Annotated in this window: 20 protein-coding genes and 1 tRNA gene; 17 read left to right on the forward strand and 4 right to left on the reverse strand. The window is 64.9% G+C overall.

Annotated elements, in window-relative coordinates; genetic code table 11:
* Window positions 1–8: 8 nt before the first annotated feature.
* Genes hisA through tatC form a run of 8 tightly spaced genes read left to right on the forward strand, consistent with a single transcriptional unit; the run spans window position 9 to window position 4,242 of the window.
* Window positions 9–749 carry a 1-(5-phosphoribosyl)-5-[(5-phosphoribosylamino)methylideneamino]imidazole-4-carboxamide isomerase gene (gene hisA / locus A7V84_RS05330; protein ID WP_025515014.1) on the forward strand — a complete coding sequence of 247 codons (741 nt, stop codon included), beginning with the start codon at window positions 9–11 and terminating at the stop codon, window positions 747–749.
* A complete protein-coding gene (hisF, locus tag A7V84_RS05335; RefSeq protein WP_025515013.1) occupies window positions 746–1,546 on the forward strand; it encodes an imidazole glycerol phosphate synthase subunit HisF in 801 nt (266 codons plus the stop codon). Before hisA ends, hisF begins: the two co-directional genes overlap by 4 nt.
* A gap of 2 nt (window positions 1,547–1,548) precedes the next feature.
* Window positions 1,549–1,941: a phosphoribosyl-AMP cyclohydrolase gene (gene hisI, locus A7V84_RS05340; protein ID WP_025515012.1), complete on the forward strand. Its 393-nt coding sequence runs from the start codon at window positions 1,549–1,551 to the stop codon at window positions 1,939–1,941.
* On the forward strand, window positions 1,938–2,288 hold the full coding sequence (locus A7V84_RS05345) for a phosphoribosyl-ATP diphosphatase (protein WP_025515011.1): 351 nt from the start codon (window positions 1,938–1,940) through the stop codon (window positions 2,286–2,288). Before hisI ends, A7V84_RS05345 begins: the two co-directional genes overlap by 4 nt.
* Window positions 2,289–2,295: 7 nt before the next feature.
* Window positions 2,296–2,664, forward strand: coding sequence for a histidine triad nucleotide-binding protein (locus A7V84_RS05350; RefSeq protein WP_025515010.1), 369 nt, complete (start codon window positions 2,296–2,298; stop codon window positions 2,662–2,664).
* A gap of 15 nt (window positions 2,665–2,679) precedes the next feature.
* Window positions 2,680–2,901, forward strand: coding sequence for a Sec-independent protein translocase subunit TatA (gene tatA, locus A7V84_RS05355; RefSeq protein WP_025515009.1), 222 nt, complete (start codon window positions 2,680–2,682; stop codon window positions 2,899–2,901).
* 40 nt (window positions 2,902–2,941) lie between these two features.
* Window positions 2,942–3,451, forward strand: coding sequence for a Sec-independent protein translocase protein TatB (tatB, locus tag A7V84_RS05360; RefSeq protein WP_063939975.1), 510 nt, complete (start codon window positions 2,942–2,944; stop codon window positions 3,449–3,451).
* 29 nt (window positions 3,452–3,480) lie between these two features.
* Window positions 3,481–4,242 carry a twin-arginine translocase subunit TatC gene (tatC, locus tag A7V84_RS05365; RefSeq protein WP_101605189.1) on the forward strand — a complete coding sequence of 254 codons (762 nt, stop codon included), beginning with the start codon at window positions 3,481–3,483 and terminating at the stop codon, window positions 4,240–4,242.
* A 59-nt stretch (window positions 4,243–4,301) separates the two neighbouring features.
* Here the strand turns inward: tatC and A7V84_RS05370 are convergent, their stop codons facing one another.
* A complete protein-coding gene (locus tag A7V84_RS05370; RefSeq protein ID WP_063491669.1) occupies window positions 4,302–5,426 on the reverse strand; it encodes a trypsin-like peptidase domain-containing protein in 1,125 nt (374 codons plus the stop codon).
* A gap of 18 nt (window positions 5,427–5,444) precedes the next feature.
* Here A7V84_RS05370 and A7V84_RS05375 point away from each other — a divergent pair, with 18 nt between their 5' ends.
* Window positions 5,445–6,221: a Nif3-like dinuclear metal center hexameric protein gene (locus tag A7V84_RS05375; protein WP_025515005.1), complete on the forward strand. Its 777-nt coding sequence runs from the start codon at window positions 5,445–5,447 to the stop codon at window positions 6,219–6,221.
* A 23-nt stretch (window positions 6,222–6,244) separates the two neighbouring features.
* On the opposite strand, the gene mscL is transcribed toward A7V84_RS05375, so the two are convergent.
* On the reverse strand, window positions 6,245–6,697 hold the full coding sequence (mscL, locus tag A7V84_RS05380) for a large conductance mechanosensitive channel protein MscL (protein ID WP_025515004.1): 453 nt from the start codon (window positions 6,695–6,697) through the stop codon (window positions 6,245–6,247).
* A gap of 144 nt (window positions 6,698–6,841) precedes the next feature.
* On the opposite strand from mscL, the gene petA reads away from it, so the two are divergent.
* The 6 genes from petA (at window position 6,842) to A7V84_RS05410 (ending at window position 11,166) form a co-directional block, all read left to right on the forward strand.
* A complete protein-coding gene (petA, locus tag A7V84_RS05385) occupies window positions 6,842–7,483 on the forward strand; it encodes a ubiquinol-cytochrome c reductase iron-sulfur subunit (RefSeq protein WP_025515003.1) in 642 nt (213 codons plus the stop codon).
* 44 nt (window positions 7,484–7,527) lie between these two features.
* Window positions 7,528–8,919, forward strand: coding sequence for a cytochrome b (locus tag A7V84_RS05390; protein ID WP_025515002.1), 1,392 nt, complete (start codon window positions 7,528–7,530; stop codon window positions 8,917–8,919).
* Window positions 8,920–8,947: 28 nt separating this feature from the next.
* Entirely contained in the window at window positions 8,948–9,799 is an 852-nt protein-coding gene (locus tag A7V84_RS05395) for a cytochrome c1 (RefSeq protein WP_063491670.1), read from the forward strand.
* A 151-nt stretch (window positions 9,800–9,950) separates the two neighbouring features.
* Window positions 9,951–10,562, forward strand: a complete 612-nt coding sequence (locus A7V84_RS05400; protein WP_025515000.1) for a glutathione S-transferase N-terminal domain-containing protein — start codon at window positions 9,951–9,953, stop codon at window positions 10,560–10,562.
* 10 nt (window positions 10,563–10,572) lie between these two features.
* Window positions 10,573–11,028, forward strand: coding sequence for a ClpXP protease specificity-enhancing factor (locus A7V84_RS05405; protein ID WP_025514999.1), 456 nt, complete (start codon window positions 10,573–10,575; stop codon window positions 11,026–11,028).
* A gap of 62 nt (window positions 11,029–11,090) precedes the next feature.
* Window positions 11,091–11,166, forward strand: a tRNA-Thr gene (locus tag A7V84_RS05410).
* 104 nt (window positions 11,167–11,270) lie between these two features.
* Here A7V84_RS05410 and A7V84_RS05415 read toward each other — a convergent pair.
* On the reverse strand, window positions 11,271–12,188 hold the full coding sequence (locus A7V84_RS05415; RefSeq protein ID WP_063491671.1) for a LysR family transcriptional regulator: 918 nt from the start codon (window positions 12,186–12,188) through the stop codon (window positions 11,271–11,273).
* 24 nt (window positions 12,189–12,212) lie between these two features.
* Window positions 12,213–13,019, reverse strand: a complete 807-nt coding sequence (locus A7V84_RS05420) for a crotonase/enoyl-CoA hydratase family protein (RefSeq protein ID WP_063491672.1) — start codon at window positions 13,017–13,019, stop codon at window positions 12,213–12,215.
* Window positions 13,020–13,312: 293 nt separating this feature from the next.
* On the opposite strand from A7V84_RS05420, the gene A7V84_RS05425 reads away from it, so the two are divergent.
* Entirely contained in the window at window positions 13,313–14,473 is a 1,161-nt protein-coding gene (locus tag A7V84_RS05425; protein WP_033534333.1) for an acyl-CoA dehydrogenase family protein, read from the forward strand.
* A gap of 20 nt (window positions 14,474–14,493) precedes the next feature.
* Complete coding sequence (locus tag A7V84_RS05430) at window positions 14,494–15,480, forward strand: acyl-CoA dehydrogenase family protein (protein ID WP_033534332.1); 987 nt, start codon at window positions 14,494–14,496, stop codon at window positions 15,478–15,480.

Here is a 15,480-nt window from a genome sequence, read left to right on the forward strand (position 1 = left end):
TATCCACCATGCTGCTGATCCCCGCCATCGACCTCAAAGACGGGCGCTGCGTGCGCTTGCGCCAGGGTGACCTGGACGATGCTACGGTGTTCTCCGAAGACCCCGCCGCCATGGCTGCCCGCTGGCTTGAACAGGGCGCCCGCCGGCTGCATCTGGTCGACCTGAACGGCGCTGTTGCCGGAAAGCCCAAGAACGAAGCCCCCATCAAGGCCATTCTCGATACCGTGGGCGACGACATCCCGGTCCAGATCGGCGGTGGCATCCGTGACCTGGACACCATCGAGCGCTATCTCGATGCCGGCATCTCCTACGTGATCATCGGCACGGCCGCGGTCAAGAACCCGGGCTTCCTGCAAGACGCCTGCGGCGCCTTCCCCGGCCAGATCATCGTCGGGCTGGACGCGCGCGACGGCAAGATCGCCACCGACGGCTGGAGCAAGCTCACGCGCCACGATGTGCTCGATCTGGCCAAGAAATTCGAAGACTACGGCTGCGAGGCCATCATCTACACCGACATCGGCCGCGACGGCATGCTCTCGGGCGTGAACGTCGAAGCCACGGTGCGCCTGGCGCAACATGTGCGCATTCCCGTGTACGCCTCCGGCGGCATCGCCGGCATGGCCGACATCGAGGCGCTGTGCGCCGTGGAAAGCGACGGCGTCGAAGGCGCCATCCTGGGCCGCAGCATCTACGAGGGCACGCTGGACTTTCAGGCCGCCCAATTGCGCGCCGACGAGCTGACGGCATGAGCGGCGAACAGACCGCCGACTCCGGCCTGACCCGCCGCATCATCCCCTGCCTGGACGTCACCGCCGGGCGGGTGGTCAAGGGCGTGAACTTCGTCAACCTGACCGACGCCGGCGACCCCGTGGAAATCGCGCGTCGCTACGATGAGCAGGGCGCCGACGAACTGACCTTTCTGGACATCACCGCCACCAGCGACGACCGCGATCTGATCCTGCCCATCATCGAACAGGTCGCCTCGCAGGTCTTCATCCCCCTGACGGTGGGCGGTGGCGTGCGCCAGGTTGCGGATATCCAGCGCCTGCTGAACGCGGGCGCCGACAAGGTCAGCATCAACAGCGCGGCGGTCAGCCGCCCCGAACTGGTGCGCGAAGCGGCCGACTACCATGGCTCGCAATGCATCGTCGTGGCCATCGACGCGCGCCGCGTAAGCGCCGCGCACGAGCCGGCCCGCTGGGAAGTCTTCACCCACGGCGGGCGCAAGGCCACCGGTCTGGACGCCATCGAATGGGCACGCCGCATGGCCGCCTATGGGGCCGGTGAGATCCTGCTCACCAGCATGGACCGCGACGGCACCAAGTCCGGCTTCGATCTCGAGCTCACACGGGCCGTCTCCGATGCCGTGCCGGTCCCCGTGATCGCCTCTGGCGGCGTGGGCAGCCTGGAGCACCTGGCCGAGGGCGTGACCACCGGCCGCGCCAATGCAGTGCTGGCAGCGAGCATCTTCCACTTCGGCCAGCACACCGTGCGCGAGTGCAAGGAATACATGGCCCGCCGCGGCATCCCCGTCAGACTGGATTAATCATGACTATCGAACCGGATTGGATGGCCGAGGTCGTCTTCGACGACAACGGCCTGATTCCCGCCATCGCCCAGGACGCCGAGAACGGCCAGATCCTGATGGTGGCCTGGATGAACCGCGAATCCCTGGCAGAAACCGCGGCCACCGGGCGCGCGGTGTACTGGTCGCGCTCACGCCAGAAGCTCTGGCGCAAGGGCGAGGAGTCCGGTCATGGTCAAGAGGTCCATGAACTGCGCCTGGATTGCGACGGCGACGTCGTGCTGCTGAAAGTGCGCCAGCACGGCGGCATCGCCTGCCATACCGGCCGTGCCAGTTGCTTCTACCGCCGCCTGGACGACGGCGCCTGGACCACCGTCGACCCGGTTCTGAAAGACCCCGAACTGATCTACAAATGAGCGAAACCACCCCCTATGGCCAGGACGTGCTCGCGCGCGTGGCCGACACCCTGCACAGCCGCCGCCCCGACCAGGGCGGCGACCCGCAAGCCTCCTATGTCGCCAAGCTGCTGGCCAAGGGACCGGACGCCTTTTTGAAGAAGATCGGCGAAGAAGCCACCGAATTGGTCATGGCGGCCAAGGACGGCCAACCCGATCGCATCGTCAGCGAAACCGCCGATCTCTGGTTCCATTGCCTGGTCGCGCTGACTCATTACAATCTGCGGCCCGAAGCGGTGCTGGCCGAACTGGCCCGCCGCGAAGGGCTGTCCGGGCTGGAAGAAAAAGCCCGTCGTCCCGCCGAATGAGGACCACATGAGCGAAAACTGTATCTTCTGCAAAATCGCCCGCGGCGAGATCCCGGCCAAGAAAGTCTACGAAGACGATGACTTCGTGGTGTTTCACGACATCAACCCGGCCGCGCCGGTGCATCTGCTGCTGATCCCGCGCCGCCATGTTGTATCGATGCAGGACGTCACGGCCGAGGATGCGGGCTGGTTGGGTAGAATGATGACGCTGGTTCCGCGTCTGGCGGCCGAAAACGGCTGCAACCCGGGACCTGACGGGGGCTTTCGCCTGATGGCCAACTCCGGCGTCGAAGGCGGTCAGGAAGTTCCGCACCTGCATTTCCACATTCTTGGTGGTTCGCGTCCCTGGAAAGGCCGCGTCGCTCCCAACGCGTAAATACGGAGAGTTGTCATGGGTAGCTTCAGCATTTGGCACTGGCTGATCGTTCTGGTCATCGTCGCCCTGGTTTTTGGTACCAAGAAACTGCGCAACATCGGCTCGGATCTGGGCGGCGCGGTAAAGGGCTTCAAGGAAGGCATGAAAGACGCCAATGCCGAGAAAACCGAGCAGGTCACGCAGCAACGCGCCGACGACACCATCGACGTGCAGGCCAAAGAGAAACAGAACTCCTGATCCCGGGCTCGCCCCGCTCCCTTGAATTGGCGGCACATGCATGTTTGATGTCAGTTTCACGGAATTGATCGTGATCGGCGTCGTGGCGCTGGTTATCCTCGGCCCCGAACGCCTGCCCAAGGTCGCGCGCACGGTCGGCCACCTGCTTGGCCGCGCGCAACGCTATGTCAACGATGTGAAATCCGACATCCAGCGTGAAATCGAGCTCGACGAGCTGCGCAAGTTCAAGCAGCAGATGGATGACGCAGCCCAGGATGTCAACCAATCGCTGCGACAGGCAGGCGATTCGGTGCGCGGCGACCTGGAGGCCGCCCAGCGCACGTTGGACGAAACCGCCGCCGAGGCCAAGCGCAGCATCGCGCCCCCGCCCCCGGACAGCGAGCCTCCTCCGACAGGCACAAGGGCTGCGGCGCTGCCCGAAGACACGGCGCTCAAGCCCGCGTCCGATCCGGCAGCGCACGCCGCCCCGCAAGCCGCGCCCGCTGCAGGCAACGCGCCCGCCACCGAGTCCAGAACGCCGCCCAGCGGCAATGCAGGTAACGCAACGTGAGCCAGGAAGCCCCCAAGCCAGAAGAAGAGATGCCGCAGGAAAGCTTCATGTCGCATCTGGTGGAGCTGCGCTCGCGGCTGCTGAAGGCGGCTGGCGCCGTGCTGGCGGTCTTCCTGGTGCTGTTCGCCTATCCGGGCGCCTCCGCCATCTATGACGTGCTGGCCCAGCCCATGCTGGCCTCGCTGCCGCAAGGCACGCGCATGATCGCCACTGGCGTCATCACGCCCTTCATGGTGCCGGTCAAGGTCACCATGCTGGCGGCCTTCGTGATCTCCCTGCCGGTGGTGCTCTACCAGGCCTGGGCCTTTGTCGCGCCCGGCCTGTACCGCCACGAAAAGCGCCTGGCGCTGCCGCTCATCACGTCCAGCACGCTGCTGTTCCTGCTGGGCATGGCATTTTGCTATTTCTTCGTCTTTCGCACGGTGTTCCACTTCATTGCCGGTTTTGCCCCGCAATCGATCACGCCGGCGCCGGACATCGAGGCCTATCTCAGCTTCGTGATGACCATGTTCCTGGCCTTCGGCATCACCTTCGAGGTGCCGGTGGCGGTGGTGCTGCTGGTCAAGACCGGGCTGGTGGACGTGGTCAAGCTGCGCCAGGCGCGCGGCTACGTGGTGGTGGGCGCCTTCGTGATCGCCGCCATCGTGACGCCTCCCGACGTGGTCAGCCAGTTCATGCTGGCCGTGCCGCTGTGCCTGCTCTATGAGGTTGGCCTGCTGTGCGCCCGCCTGGTGCGCCCGCGCCGGCGCGACGAAAGCGATGAAGAGGGCGCCCTGACCGAGCGGCCCTGAGCGCTGCGCCGACGACACCACGCCAGGCATTGCCTGGCGTTGTCGTCAGGGCCGGCGCATCAGCGCGGCCGGGTGGGGCGCAGCCCCATGGTGACCGGGATTTCGCGCTGGGCGCCGGCGCGCAGCACCTGCAGGGTCACGACCTGCCCCGGCGTGGCCGCCGCGATCCAGCGCAGCAGCAGCATCGTGTCACGCACCGGACGACCATCGAAACGCTGCACGATATCCCCGATCCGCAGGCCGGACTTGTCGGCCGGCCCGCCACGCAGCACACCGGCGACGATCACGCCATCGGCATGGGGCGCCAGGCGAAACGCGCGCGCCAGCTCCGGGGTGAGATCCTGGGGCTCGATGCCCAACCAGCCACGGCGCACCGCGCCATGCTCGATGATGTCCTGCATCACGCGGCGCGCGCTATCGATGGGGATGGCGAAGCCGATGCCCAGCGATCCCCCGGTACGCGAGTAAATGGCCGTATTGATGCCCACCAGGCGACCCTGGGTATCGATCAGCGCCCCCCCGGAATTGCCGGGATTGATGGCGGCATCGGTCTGGATGAAATTCTCGTAGGCGTTGATCCCCAGCCCGTTGCGGCCCAGGGCCGACACGATGCCCTGGGTGGTGGTCTGGCCCACGCCGAACGGATTGCCGATGGCCAGCACCACATCGCCCACCCGCAGGGGCGGCACCGTGCTGGCCTGGGCCACAGGCAGCTGCGTCATGTCGTCGGGCAGCTTCAGCACGGCCAGATCGGTTTCCGGATCATCGCCCACCACCTTGGCGCTGACCTGCCGACCATCGGACAGCGCCACTTCGATGGCGTCGGCTGCCTCGATCACGTGATAGTTGGTCAGTACATAACCGCGCGCATCGGCGATCACGCCCGAGCCCAGGTTGGTGCTGGCCTGGCGTCGCGAGAAGCCCGGAATCTGGCCCAGGAACTGCCTCAGAGCCGGATCGTCGGGCAGGGGCAGCAGGGGCACATTGATATGCTTGGTGGTATAGACGTTGACCACCGAAGGCGCGGCCTGGGCCACCGCCTGGGCATAGCTGACCACGCCCACAGCCGGCGCAGGCGGCGGCCCGCCCAGCCTGACCCAATCGGGGCGCAGCGTGGTTACGATGAATAAAATGGCCAGGCAAACCGTGACAGCCTGGGCAAAGATCAGCCAAAGGCGACGCATTTTCTTTACGGGATAAACATGAATACTGTCGACGTCCGCAGGCTAACAGCCTGGCTGGATACCACGCTGCAGGCACCGCGCTTTCGGGACTACGCACCCAACGGCCTGCAGGTCGAGGGCAAACCCGAAATCCGCCACATTATCACCGGAGTGACGGCTTCCGAAGCCTTGCTGCGCGCTGCCATCGAACGTGGCGCGGATGCGGTACTGGTGCATCACGGCTGGTTCTGGCGCAACGAGGATCCGCGCGTGCTGGGCCCGCGCCGCCGGCGCCTGGCGCTCACCCTGGCCCATGACCTGAACCTGATCGGCTATCACCTGCCGCTGGACGCGCATCCGACGCTGGGCAATAACGCGCAACTGGCGCGCGTGCTGGGCCTGCAGCCGCTGCGCGACGTCGAAGGCGCGCCGCTGACCTGCGGACGGGACGGCCTGATCTGGCTGGGCGAAGCGCCCGAGGCCGCCACGCTGGGCCAGTTCGCCGAACAGATCTCGCAACGGTTGCAGCGCCAGGCCCTGTGGGTCGGCGACGCGCAGGCCCCGGTGGGCAGGGTGGCCTGGTGCACGGGCGGCGCCCAGAGCATGATGCAGGAGGCTGTCGAAGCCGGCGCCACCGTGTACATCACGGGCGAGGCCTCGGAACCCAATGCGCATCTGGCGCGTGAAACCGGCGTGGGTTTCATTGCCGCCGGCCATCACGCCACCGAACGCTATGGCGTGCAGGCCCTGGGCGAAGCGGTGGCCGCCGAGTTCGGCATCAAGGTCGAATTCATCGACATCGACAATCCGATCTGAGGCCACCGCCCTGCGCGGCTCGCTTATTTCTTGAGCGAGTCGCGGATCTCGCGCAGCAGCACGATGTCTTCCGGCGTGGGAGCCGGCTCGGCCGGCGCGACTTGCGGCTCAGGTTGCTGACGGGCCTTGTTGACCAGCTTCACCATCCAGAAAATGATCAGGGCCAGCAGCACGAAGTTGATCAGGATGGTGACGAAGTTCCCCCAGGCCAGCAGCACGGCACCGGCCTGATTCAGGTCGGCATAGGTCTGCGGGCCGGTGTAGCCCTCCGGCATGGACAGCACGATGAACTTGTTGGTGAAATCCACCGAACCGCCCAGGATGAAGTTCACCACGGGCATGACCAGGTCTTTGACGATCGAATCGACGATCTTGCCGAACGCCGCGCCGATGATGACGCCCACAGCGAGATCGACGGCGTTGCCCTTGACCGCAAAGTCGCGGAACTCTTGCAGAAAACCCTTGCCATTGCTCATGTGTATTCCCTTCCCGAGTGACGGTGCAGTAGTAAAGTGAGGCAGGACTATAATACGCAGCGACGACGCGACGACCTTTTCCCCGCTGCCCGCCATCGCAAGATCGATCCTAAAACAAGCTCAGCGGACCCACAAGGACAGGAAATGAGCCAGGACACCCCGATGCTCGATGACGACGGCGCCGTGGATCCCAAGCTCCCTCCCGATCCTTCACGGCGCTTCTGGATAGCCACGGCCTGCGCCCTGGGCGGCATTGCCGGAGCGGCGGTAACCGTGCCGCTGGTCCGCTCGCTTGGCCCCTCGGCACGAGCCCGTGCGGCCGCGGAACCCGTCGAGGTCGACATCACCGACCTGGCTCCAGGCCAGATGCGCACCGTCGAGTGGCGTGGCAAACCGGTATGGATCCTGCGCCGCAGCGAAGCCCAGCTGGCCGGCCTGTCTTCCCAGAACGCCCTGCTGGCCGACCCGGGATCCCGACGCCCCGGCTACACCCCCGCCTATGCCCGCAACGAATATCGCTCGCGCGAGCCCGATCTCTTCGTATGCGTGGGCATCTGCACGCATCTGGGGTGCGTGCCCCGGCCGCAATTCGAGCCCGGCGATGCCGCCGGCATGCCCGACAGCTGGGCAGGCGGCTTTCTCTGCCCCTGCCATGGTTCGACCTTCGATCTGGCCGGGCGGGTCTACAAAGACAAGCCCGCGCCCGACAACCTGGAAATCCCGCCGTACCGCTATCTCAGCGACTCCCGCATCATCGTGGGTGTCGACGACGACAGCCAGGCCTGAGCCCGCTGGCGCGCGTCGCCCGGCATCAAGAAGGAGCCCCGTGAATGGCTGGTGAAAAACCCGAGGAATCCGCTGCTGGCCTGCTGGCCTGGCTGGACCGGCGTTTCCCCGTGACGTCCACCTGGAAGGCGCATTTCACGGAATATTACGTCCCCAAGAACTTCAATCTTTGGTACTTGTTCGGCTCGCTGGCGTTGCTGATTTTCGTAATTCAGATCGTGAGCGGCATTTTCCTGGTGATGCACTACAAGCCGGACGCCGCGCAAGCCTTCGCCTCGATCGAGTACATCATGCGCGAAGTTCCCTGGGGCTGGCTGATGCGCTACATGCACTCCACCGGCGCTTCCTTGTTCTTCGTGGTGATCTATCTGCACATGCTGCGCGGTCTGTTCTACGGGTCCTATCGCCAACCCCGGGAACTGGTCTGGATCCTGGGAATGGCCCTTTTCCTGTGCCTGATGGCCGAAGCCTTTTTCGGCTACCTGCTGCCGTGGGGCCAGATGTCGTACTGGGGCGCGCAGGCCATCGTGAACCTGTTCTCCGCCATTCCCTACATCGGCCCCGATCTGGCGCTCTGGATACGCGGCGGATATGTCGTTTCGGATGCGACCCTGACGCGCTTCTTTGCCTTTCACGTCATCGCGATCCCGCTGGTGCTCATCGCGCTGGTGGCCGCCCACCTGGTGGCCTTGCGCCAGGTCGGTTCAGGCAACCCCGACGGCATCGAAGTGCGCGAGGGCCCGCGTGACCGCCACGGGCGGCCGCTGGATACCGTGCCATTCCATCCTTTCTACACCGTGCATGACCTGCTGGGTGTCGCGATCTTCCTGCTGGTGTTCGCGGCCATTGTGTTCTTTGCGCCCGAGATGGGCGGCTATTTCCTGGAATACAACAACTTCGTGCCGGCCGACCCGCTGCAGACACCCGAGCACATTGCCCCGGTGTGGTACTTCACGCCGTTCTACGCCATGCTGCGCGCGGCCACCGACGGTTTTACCTGGGTGCTGGCCGCCGCCGCGCTGCTGACCGCCCTCAGCTGGCTGCTGACGCGGCGACGCAGCCTGCGGGCCCGGCTTGTCGGCGCCGTCCTCTTCCTGCTCCTGGCTGTCCTGCTGCGCACCGAAGACGCCAAGTTCTGGGGCGTCATGACCATGGGCGGCGCCGTCGGCATCCTGTTCTTTCTGCCATGGCTGGACCGCTCACCCGTGAAATCCATCCGTTACCGGCCCGGGTGGCACAAGGCGGTCTATGCGCTGTTCATCGTGGATTTCCTGATGCTGGGCTACCTGGGGACCCGTGCGCCGACTCCGGCCACGCACCTGGCCGCCCAGGCCGGCACGTTGATCTATCTGGCCTTTTTCCTGCTGATGCCGGTCTGGAGCCGGCTGGGCCGCTGCAAGCCGGTGCCCGAGCGCCTGACCTTCCGGCGCCCTTGAGCGCCCCGGACGCCCGAAAGGACCCTGCATGATCAAGACACTGATGGCCGCGCTGACCCTGCTGCTTGCCTGTGCCGGCGCACAGGCGGCTACCCCCGCCATGACGCCGGAGCGCGCGCCGCGCTCATCGCACGACCTGGCTTCGCTGCAGAACGGCGCCAGACTGTTCATCAACTACTGCCTGACCTGCCACAGCGCCCAGGCGGTGCGTTACAACACGCTGCAGGAGCTGGGCCTGAGCGAACAACAGATCCGTGACAACCTGCTGTTCACCGGCGAAAGCACCAGCGACCCCATGCGCATCGCCATGACGCCCGAAGAGGCCCGCAAATGGTTCGGCATCACGCCGCCGGATCTGTCCGTCATCGCACGCGCCAAATCCACCACCGGCGGCGCCAGCGGCAGCGACTATCTGTACACCTATCTGCGCTCCTTCTATCGCGACAGCAGCACGCTCACCGGCTGGAACAACCTGCTGGCGCCCGGCACCGCCATGCCCCACGCGCTCTGGGAAAGGCAGGGCCCGCGCGAGCTCAAGCGGGTTTTCGTACGCGAAACTCCAGGACCGGGTGGGGACAATCGCTGGGAAAAGGTGACAACGTTGTATGATGTACAGGGTTATGCCATGTCTACGGCCAGGCCCGTCACGCCCGAAGAGGGCCAGGCGGCCATGCCCGAGGCAGTGTTCAAGGCCCTGGATCCCGCGCGCGCAGCCGCCTACGACCGCGATATCGCGGATCTGACCGCCTTCATGACCTGGATGGCCGAGCCGGTTCGCCACTTCCGTATCCAACTGGGGATCGGGGTGATGATCTTTCTGGGCCTTTTCCTGTTGGTGGCCTGGCGCCTGAACGCAGCCTACTGGAAACATGTACGCTAACTTATGAGGCCCCGCCGAACCGGCCAGCGTGCAAGCGCCGGTCGGTCTTGCACAGAGAGGACCACTCCCTGTCGTTGCCTGGCATTCGGGGCCAGCGCCCGCCCGCATGGCGGAGCTGGCCTTTCGCTTTTCAATACAAGGACTTACCGCCATGATGGTGCTCTACTCCGGAACCACTTGCCCGTTTTCGCAACGTTGCCGTTTCGTGCTGTTCGAAAAAGGGATGGATTTCGAGATCCGCGACATCGACCTCTATAACAAGCCGGAAGACATCTCCGTCATGAACCCCTACGGCCAGGTCCCCATCCTGGTCGAGCGCGACCTCATCCTGTACGAGTCGAACATCATCAACGAGTACATCGACGAGCGCTTCCCGCACCCGCAACTCATGCCGGCCGACCCCGTCATGCGCGCGCGCACCCGCCTGTTCCTGTTCAACTTCGAGAAAGAGCTGTTCAGCCACGTCTCCGTCCTCGAAGACCGCAGCGCCAAGCCCGACGACAAGCGCCTCGTCCAGGCCCGCCAGTCGATCCGCGACCGCCTGGCCCAGCTCGCGCCGCTGCTGCTCAAGAACAAGTTCATGCTGGGCGAAGAGTTCTCCATGCTGGACGTCGCCGTGGCCCCGCTGCTGTGGCGCCTGGATCACTACGGCATCGAACTGCCCAAGAACGCTGCGCCGCTGCAGAAGTACGCCGAGCGCATCTTCTCGCGCCCGGCCTACATCGAGGCACTGACGCCGTCCGAAAAAGTCATGCGTCGCTAAGAGGCAGGTCATGGGCGAAACCTCGACCAAACCGTATCTGATCCGCGCCCTGCACGAATGGTGTACCGACAACGGCTACACGCCGTACCTGACCGTGCAGGTCGACGAACACACGCTGGTCCCCATGGGCCACGTGCGTGACGGGCAGATCACCCTGAACGTCGGCACCCTGGCTACCAACAAGCTGCTGCTGGGCAATGAATTCATCGAATTCCAGGCCCGGTTCGGCGGCGTGACGGAAAACGTCCTGGTGCCGGTGGGTGCAGTCAGCGCCATCTATGCGCGCGAGACCGGCGCCGGCATGGGCTTCGAGGTGCAACCCTACGAGCCGCCGGTGCACGACGACGATCAGGCGGCGGCCACCGCCGCCGCGCCCGTCGACAGCCCCGAGAGCGACACGCTGCCCGACGGCCCCCCCGACGGCGACGACGAACCCAAGCGCCCGCGCCTGACGATCGTCAAATAAACGCCCGGCCTGCCGCGCAGTTTGTTTACAATGCGATCCCGCCATCATGGCGGGATCGTCTGGCCGGTGTAGCTCAGTTGGTAGAGCAGCTCACTTGTAATGAGAAGGTCGAGGGTTCGATTCCTTTCACCGGCACCAAATACCCGTCTACCGTCGTCTCAGGTAGTACACAAAACCCGCAGGAATCAACGCTCTGCGGGTTTTTTTGTGCCCGCAGCATGCCGACAGCCGGCGCCCGTGGTTCATCGCGGCGTGACGTTGGATGAGGCAGGGTGCAGCACACGACAGGCAACCATCCGGAAATTGTGGGCCGCAACGCTTTCGCGGTCGGGGCGATACAGCAGCGACAGACCGATCTGCGCGGTCTCGGGCGGATCGGCCAGGTGGCGGTAGACGATTCTGGGGCTCTGGAAACGCTCCATCACCGACGGCACCAGCGCGACTCCAAGGCCGCTTTCAACCAGCGACAAAAGCGTCTGGATCTGCACCGCCTCCTGGGTGATGCGAGGCACGAAGCCGGCGCGCTGGCAGGCCAGCATCGCGGCTGCGCGCAGCCCCATGGCCTGGCCGGAGGCGTACATCACGAAACGCTCCTCGCTTAACGAAGCGAGCGTCACGCTGGACTGTTTGGCCAAGGCATTGGAGCAGGGGATGGCTAGGACGAAGCGATCCTCTTCAAGCGGCACCAGGCATCCCAGCGTGTCCTGCAGCAACGGCATCCGGATGATGCCGATATCCAGTTCACCGCCATCGACCGACTCCACAATGCGCGTGGAGGTCATCTCCCGCAAGCCGAGCTCCACCCCGGGGTAGCGGGCCCGGAACACCGGAATCAAACGCTGCAACAAGCCGTAGCTGGCCGACCCCACGAAGCCGATCGACAACGTGCCGCCCGTGCCTTCGGAAGCGCTGCGGGCCACCTCGACGAGTTGCGCACCGTGGAACAACAGCTTGCGCGCCTCGCCCAGCGCCGCATGGCCGGACGGGGTCAGGGCAATGCCGCCCGGGCCGCGATTGAAAAGCTTGACGCCCAGCTCGGCTTCGAACTTCTGGATCGACACTGTCAGGGGCGGCTGCGCCATGTGCAGCCTTTCCGCCGCCCGGCGAAAGTTCAATGTTTCAGCGACGACGACAAAGTGGCGAATACGCCGAAGGTCCATGCCTGTGGCCCCTGGTTGCCCGCATCAATCGATATGCGCCCGCGTGAAAACCGGTTTGCGGCGTTCAATGAATGCGGTCACAGCCTCGCGATGATCGGCCGTTTGATGTGAAAGAGCCTGAAACGCCGCCGACATCTCCAGCAGCGTATCAAGCCGCGTATGCAGACCTTCGCGCAGCAGGCGTTTGGTCAACCTGACGGCATACGGCGGATTGGCAACGATTTTCGCCGCAATATCCATGGCCGTGCCGAGCAGATTCTCCGGCTCCACCACCCGCGAGACCAGCCCCCACTGCAGCGCTGTCTCCGCGTCCAGGGTCATCCCGGTGAACGACATTTCGCTGGCTCGCGAAAGCCCGACGATACGCGGCAACAACCAGGCTCCGCCATCGCCGGGAATGATCCCGAGTTTGACGAAACTCTCCGCAAACGTGGCGCTGGAGGCCGCAATGCGAATATCGCACATGCAGGCCAGGTCCAGCCCCGCACCTATCGCCGGCCCATTGATGGCGGCGATCAGTGGCACCTCCAGGTTGAACAGCGCCAGGGGTAGTTTCTGAATCCCGCTGCGGTAATCCTGACGGATCTGCAGGCCCTCGCGCTCGCCACTGGCCTGCTGCAGCATCGCTTTGACATCGCCACCGGCGCAGAATGCCGGCCCCGCGCCGGTAATGACCACGGCGCGCACGCTAGGATCGGCTTCGATCCGGGCGACGGCCTCCAGAAACTCGGGCACCGCGCTGTTGCCCGTCAAGGGATTGCGCCGCTGCGGCTCATTCATGGTTAGCGTGACGACATGCTCATGCTGCTCATACTTGAGGAATGCTGACATCGGTCCCCCCGAAAGTGAAGTCACACCGAGCGTAGCGTCAGCCCGAAAGCGCCGTCCAATATCAAACTCAATAAAAATGATACCGATCGGATATCACCATGGAGAACTCGATTCCAGCACTCCATCTAGGGGAAAACGTTTAGCCGGAATACGACTTTAGTATCGGTAATGGACAAAACGATATTGGACTGCATTCAGGCGATCGCCTTAGCCTTAGGCCTCCTGTCAGATCCGGTGTCTCTCATGCCAACCATCCCTGTTGCGCAGGCCGCAAACCGCAAGGAGGCAGCAGTATGAGCAGTCTGCTCGCCTCGCTCTCGATCGCCACCATCCCCGCCGAGGCCGAACACTTCAGGTCGGAGGTCCGCGCATTTCTCGACCGCCATCTTCCGGCACGTGGCGCAGATGCGCGAGCACGCTCCTGGATGGGATTCGACAGCGCATTCAGCAGGCAACTTGCCGCACGCGGTTGGGTCGGCACCACGCTGCCCCGGCGCTATGGCGGCGCCGATCTGAGCGTGTTCCATCGTTTCGTGCTGGTGGAGGAGCTGCTCGCCTCGGGCGCACCGGTATCGGCGCACTGGATCGCCGACCGACAAAGCGGGCCGCTGATTCTGAGGTACGGTACCGAGGCGCAAAAGGCGTTCTTCCTGCCCCGCATCTGCTCAGCCCGCGCTTTCTTCTGCATCGGCATGAGCGAGCCCAATGCCGGTTCGGATCTGGCCAGCGTGACAACCCGCGCAACCCGGGAAGAAGGCGGCGGGTGGCGCGTGAATGGCAGAAAGATCTGGACAACCCACGCCCAGCATTGCGACTACATGATCGCCTTGCTGCGCACCTCCGGCTCGACAGACGACAGGCACAAGGGTCTGTCGCAGTTCATCATCGACTTGCGCCTGCCCGGCGTAACGGTGCGGCCCATCGTCGACCTGACGGGCGACGCGCATTTTTCGGAAGTCTTCTTCGATGATGTCGTGCTGACCAGCGGAGCCCTGATCGGCAGCGAGGGCGCCGGCTGGGAGCAGGTGACCGCTGAGCTGGCCTTCGAGCGCAGCGGACCCGAACGCATCTATTCAAGCATTGTCCTGCTGGATCGATGGATGGCATCGCTAGCCGGCCGCCCCGACCGTGCGCGATACGAGGCAGTCGTGGGGCGATTCCTGACCCAGCTTTTCGCCCTGCGCCAGCTGTCGATCGCCGTCGCCGCGCAACTTGCCAACGGCGCCAGCCCGGTGGTCGAGGCGGCCCTGGTGAAGGACATCGGCACCGAATTCGAACAAGCCATTCCCGCCGCCATCGAAGGGCTGCTTGCCGACGATCCCACGAACGATGTCGATATGGATTTGCTGCGGGCCGCTGCCTATGTAAGCCAGGTCGCGCCCACCTTTTCCCTGCGGGGCGGAACACGCGAAATCCTGCGCGGCATGATCGCACGCGGCCTGGGCCTGCGTTAACGACGAAAGGAATGCCTGATATGTTTGCTGACGCACTTGAAGCGATGCTTCGAGATCATGCCACGCCCGCCGATGTGCGGGCGATCGAGGCCGGCGGGGATTTCCTGCCTTTGTGGCATCGCATCGTCGAGGCCGGGTTTCTGCAGTTGTTGACGCCCGAGGAGCGGGGCGGAGCCGCGGCTTGCCCACAGGACCTGTTCCCGGTGTTCGAACTGCTCGGGCGCTACGCCGTTCCATTGCCGGTCGGCCAGTCGATCGCTGCGCAGGCCTTCCTGCCCGACGGTGCCGCCCCTGCGGGCCTGATCACGCTGGCACCCGCGTTGCGCATCGCACCCGACGGACGTCTGAGCTGTCCGGCGGTTCCCTTCGGGACGATCGCCGACTTCGTCCTCGCCGAACACGACGATAGCCTGTGGCTGCTTCCTTGTGCATCGGCGCTGCGACTGAGCGTCGCGCAAGGACGCAGCCAGTGCGCCACCCTGCGCTGGGACAAGCAGCCGGCCTTCGCCCGCTTTGCACGACCCGGCGCCTGCTTCGCGGCCTTTGCGGCGGCGCTGCATGCCGCCTTGCTGGCGGGCGCAATGGAGCGGGTTTTCCAGATGACGCTCGCCTATGGCAATGACCGCGTCCAGTTTGGCCGATCGATCGGCAAGTTCCAGGCCATCCAGCATCAGCTGGCCGTCATGGCCGAGCAACTGGCCTCGGCCCGAATGGCAGCCCAATCCGCATGGGCGACAGCGCATGCGCCCACGCTATTGCAGGGAGCCATCGCCAAGGCGCGCAGCAGCGAGGCCGTGCCGGTCATCAGCGCGATCGCCCATTCGATCCATGGCGCCATCGGCATTACCGAGGAATACGATCTGCAGCTATTCACCCGACGCCTGCATGAGTGGCGCATGGCGCACGGCTCCGAGGACTACTGGCACCAGGTGGTGGGACGCGAGGCACTGCGCGGCTCAATGCCTGCGGCGGCCTTCGTGCGCACGGCTGCGCAAGGAGAGCGCTGA

Source organism: Bordetella trematum (genome assembly GCF_900078335.1).
Lineage (GTDB): Bacteria > Pseudomonadota > Gammaproteobacteria > Burkholderiales > Burkholderiaceae_B > Bordetella > Bordetella trematum.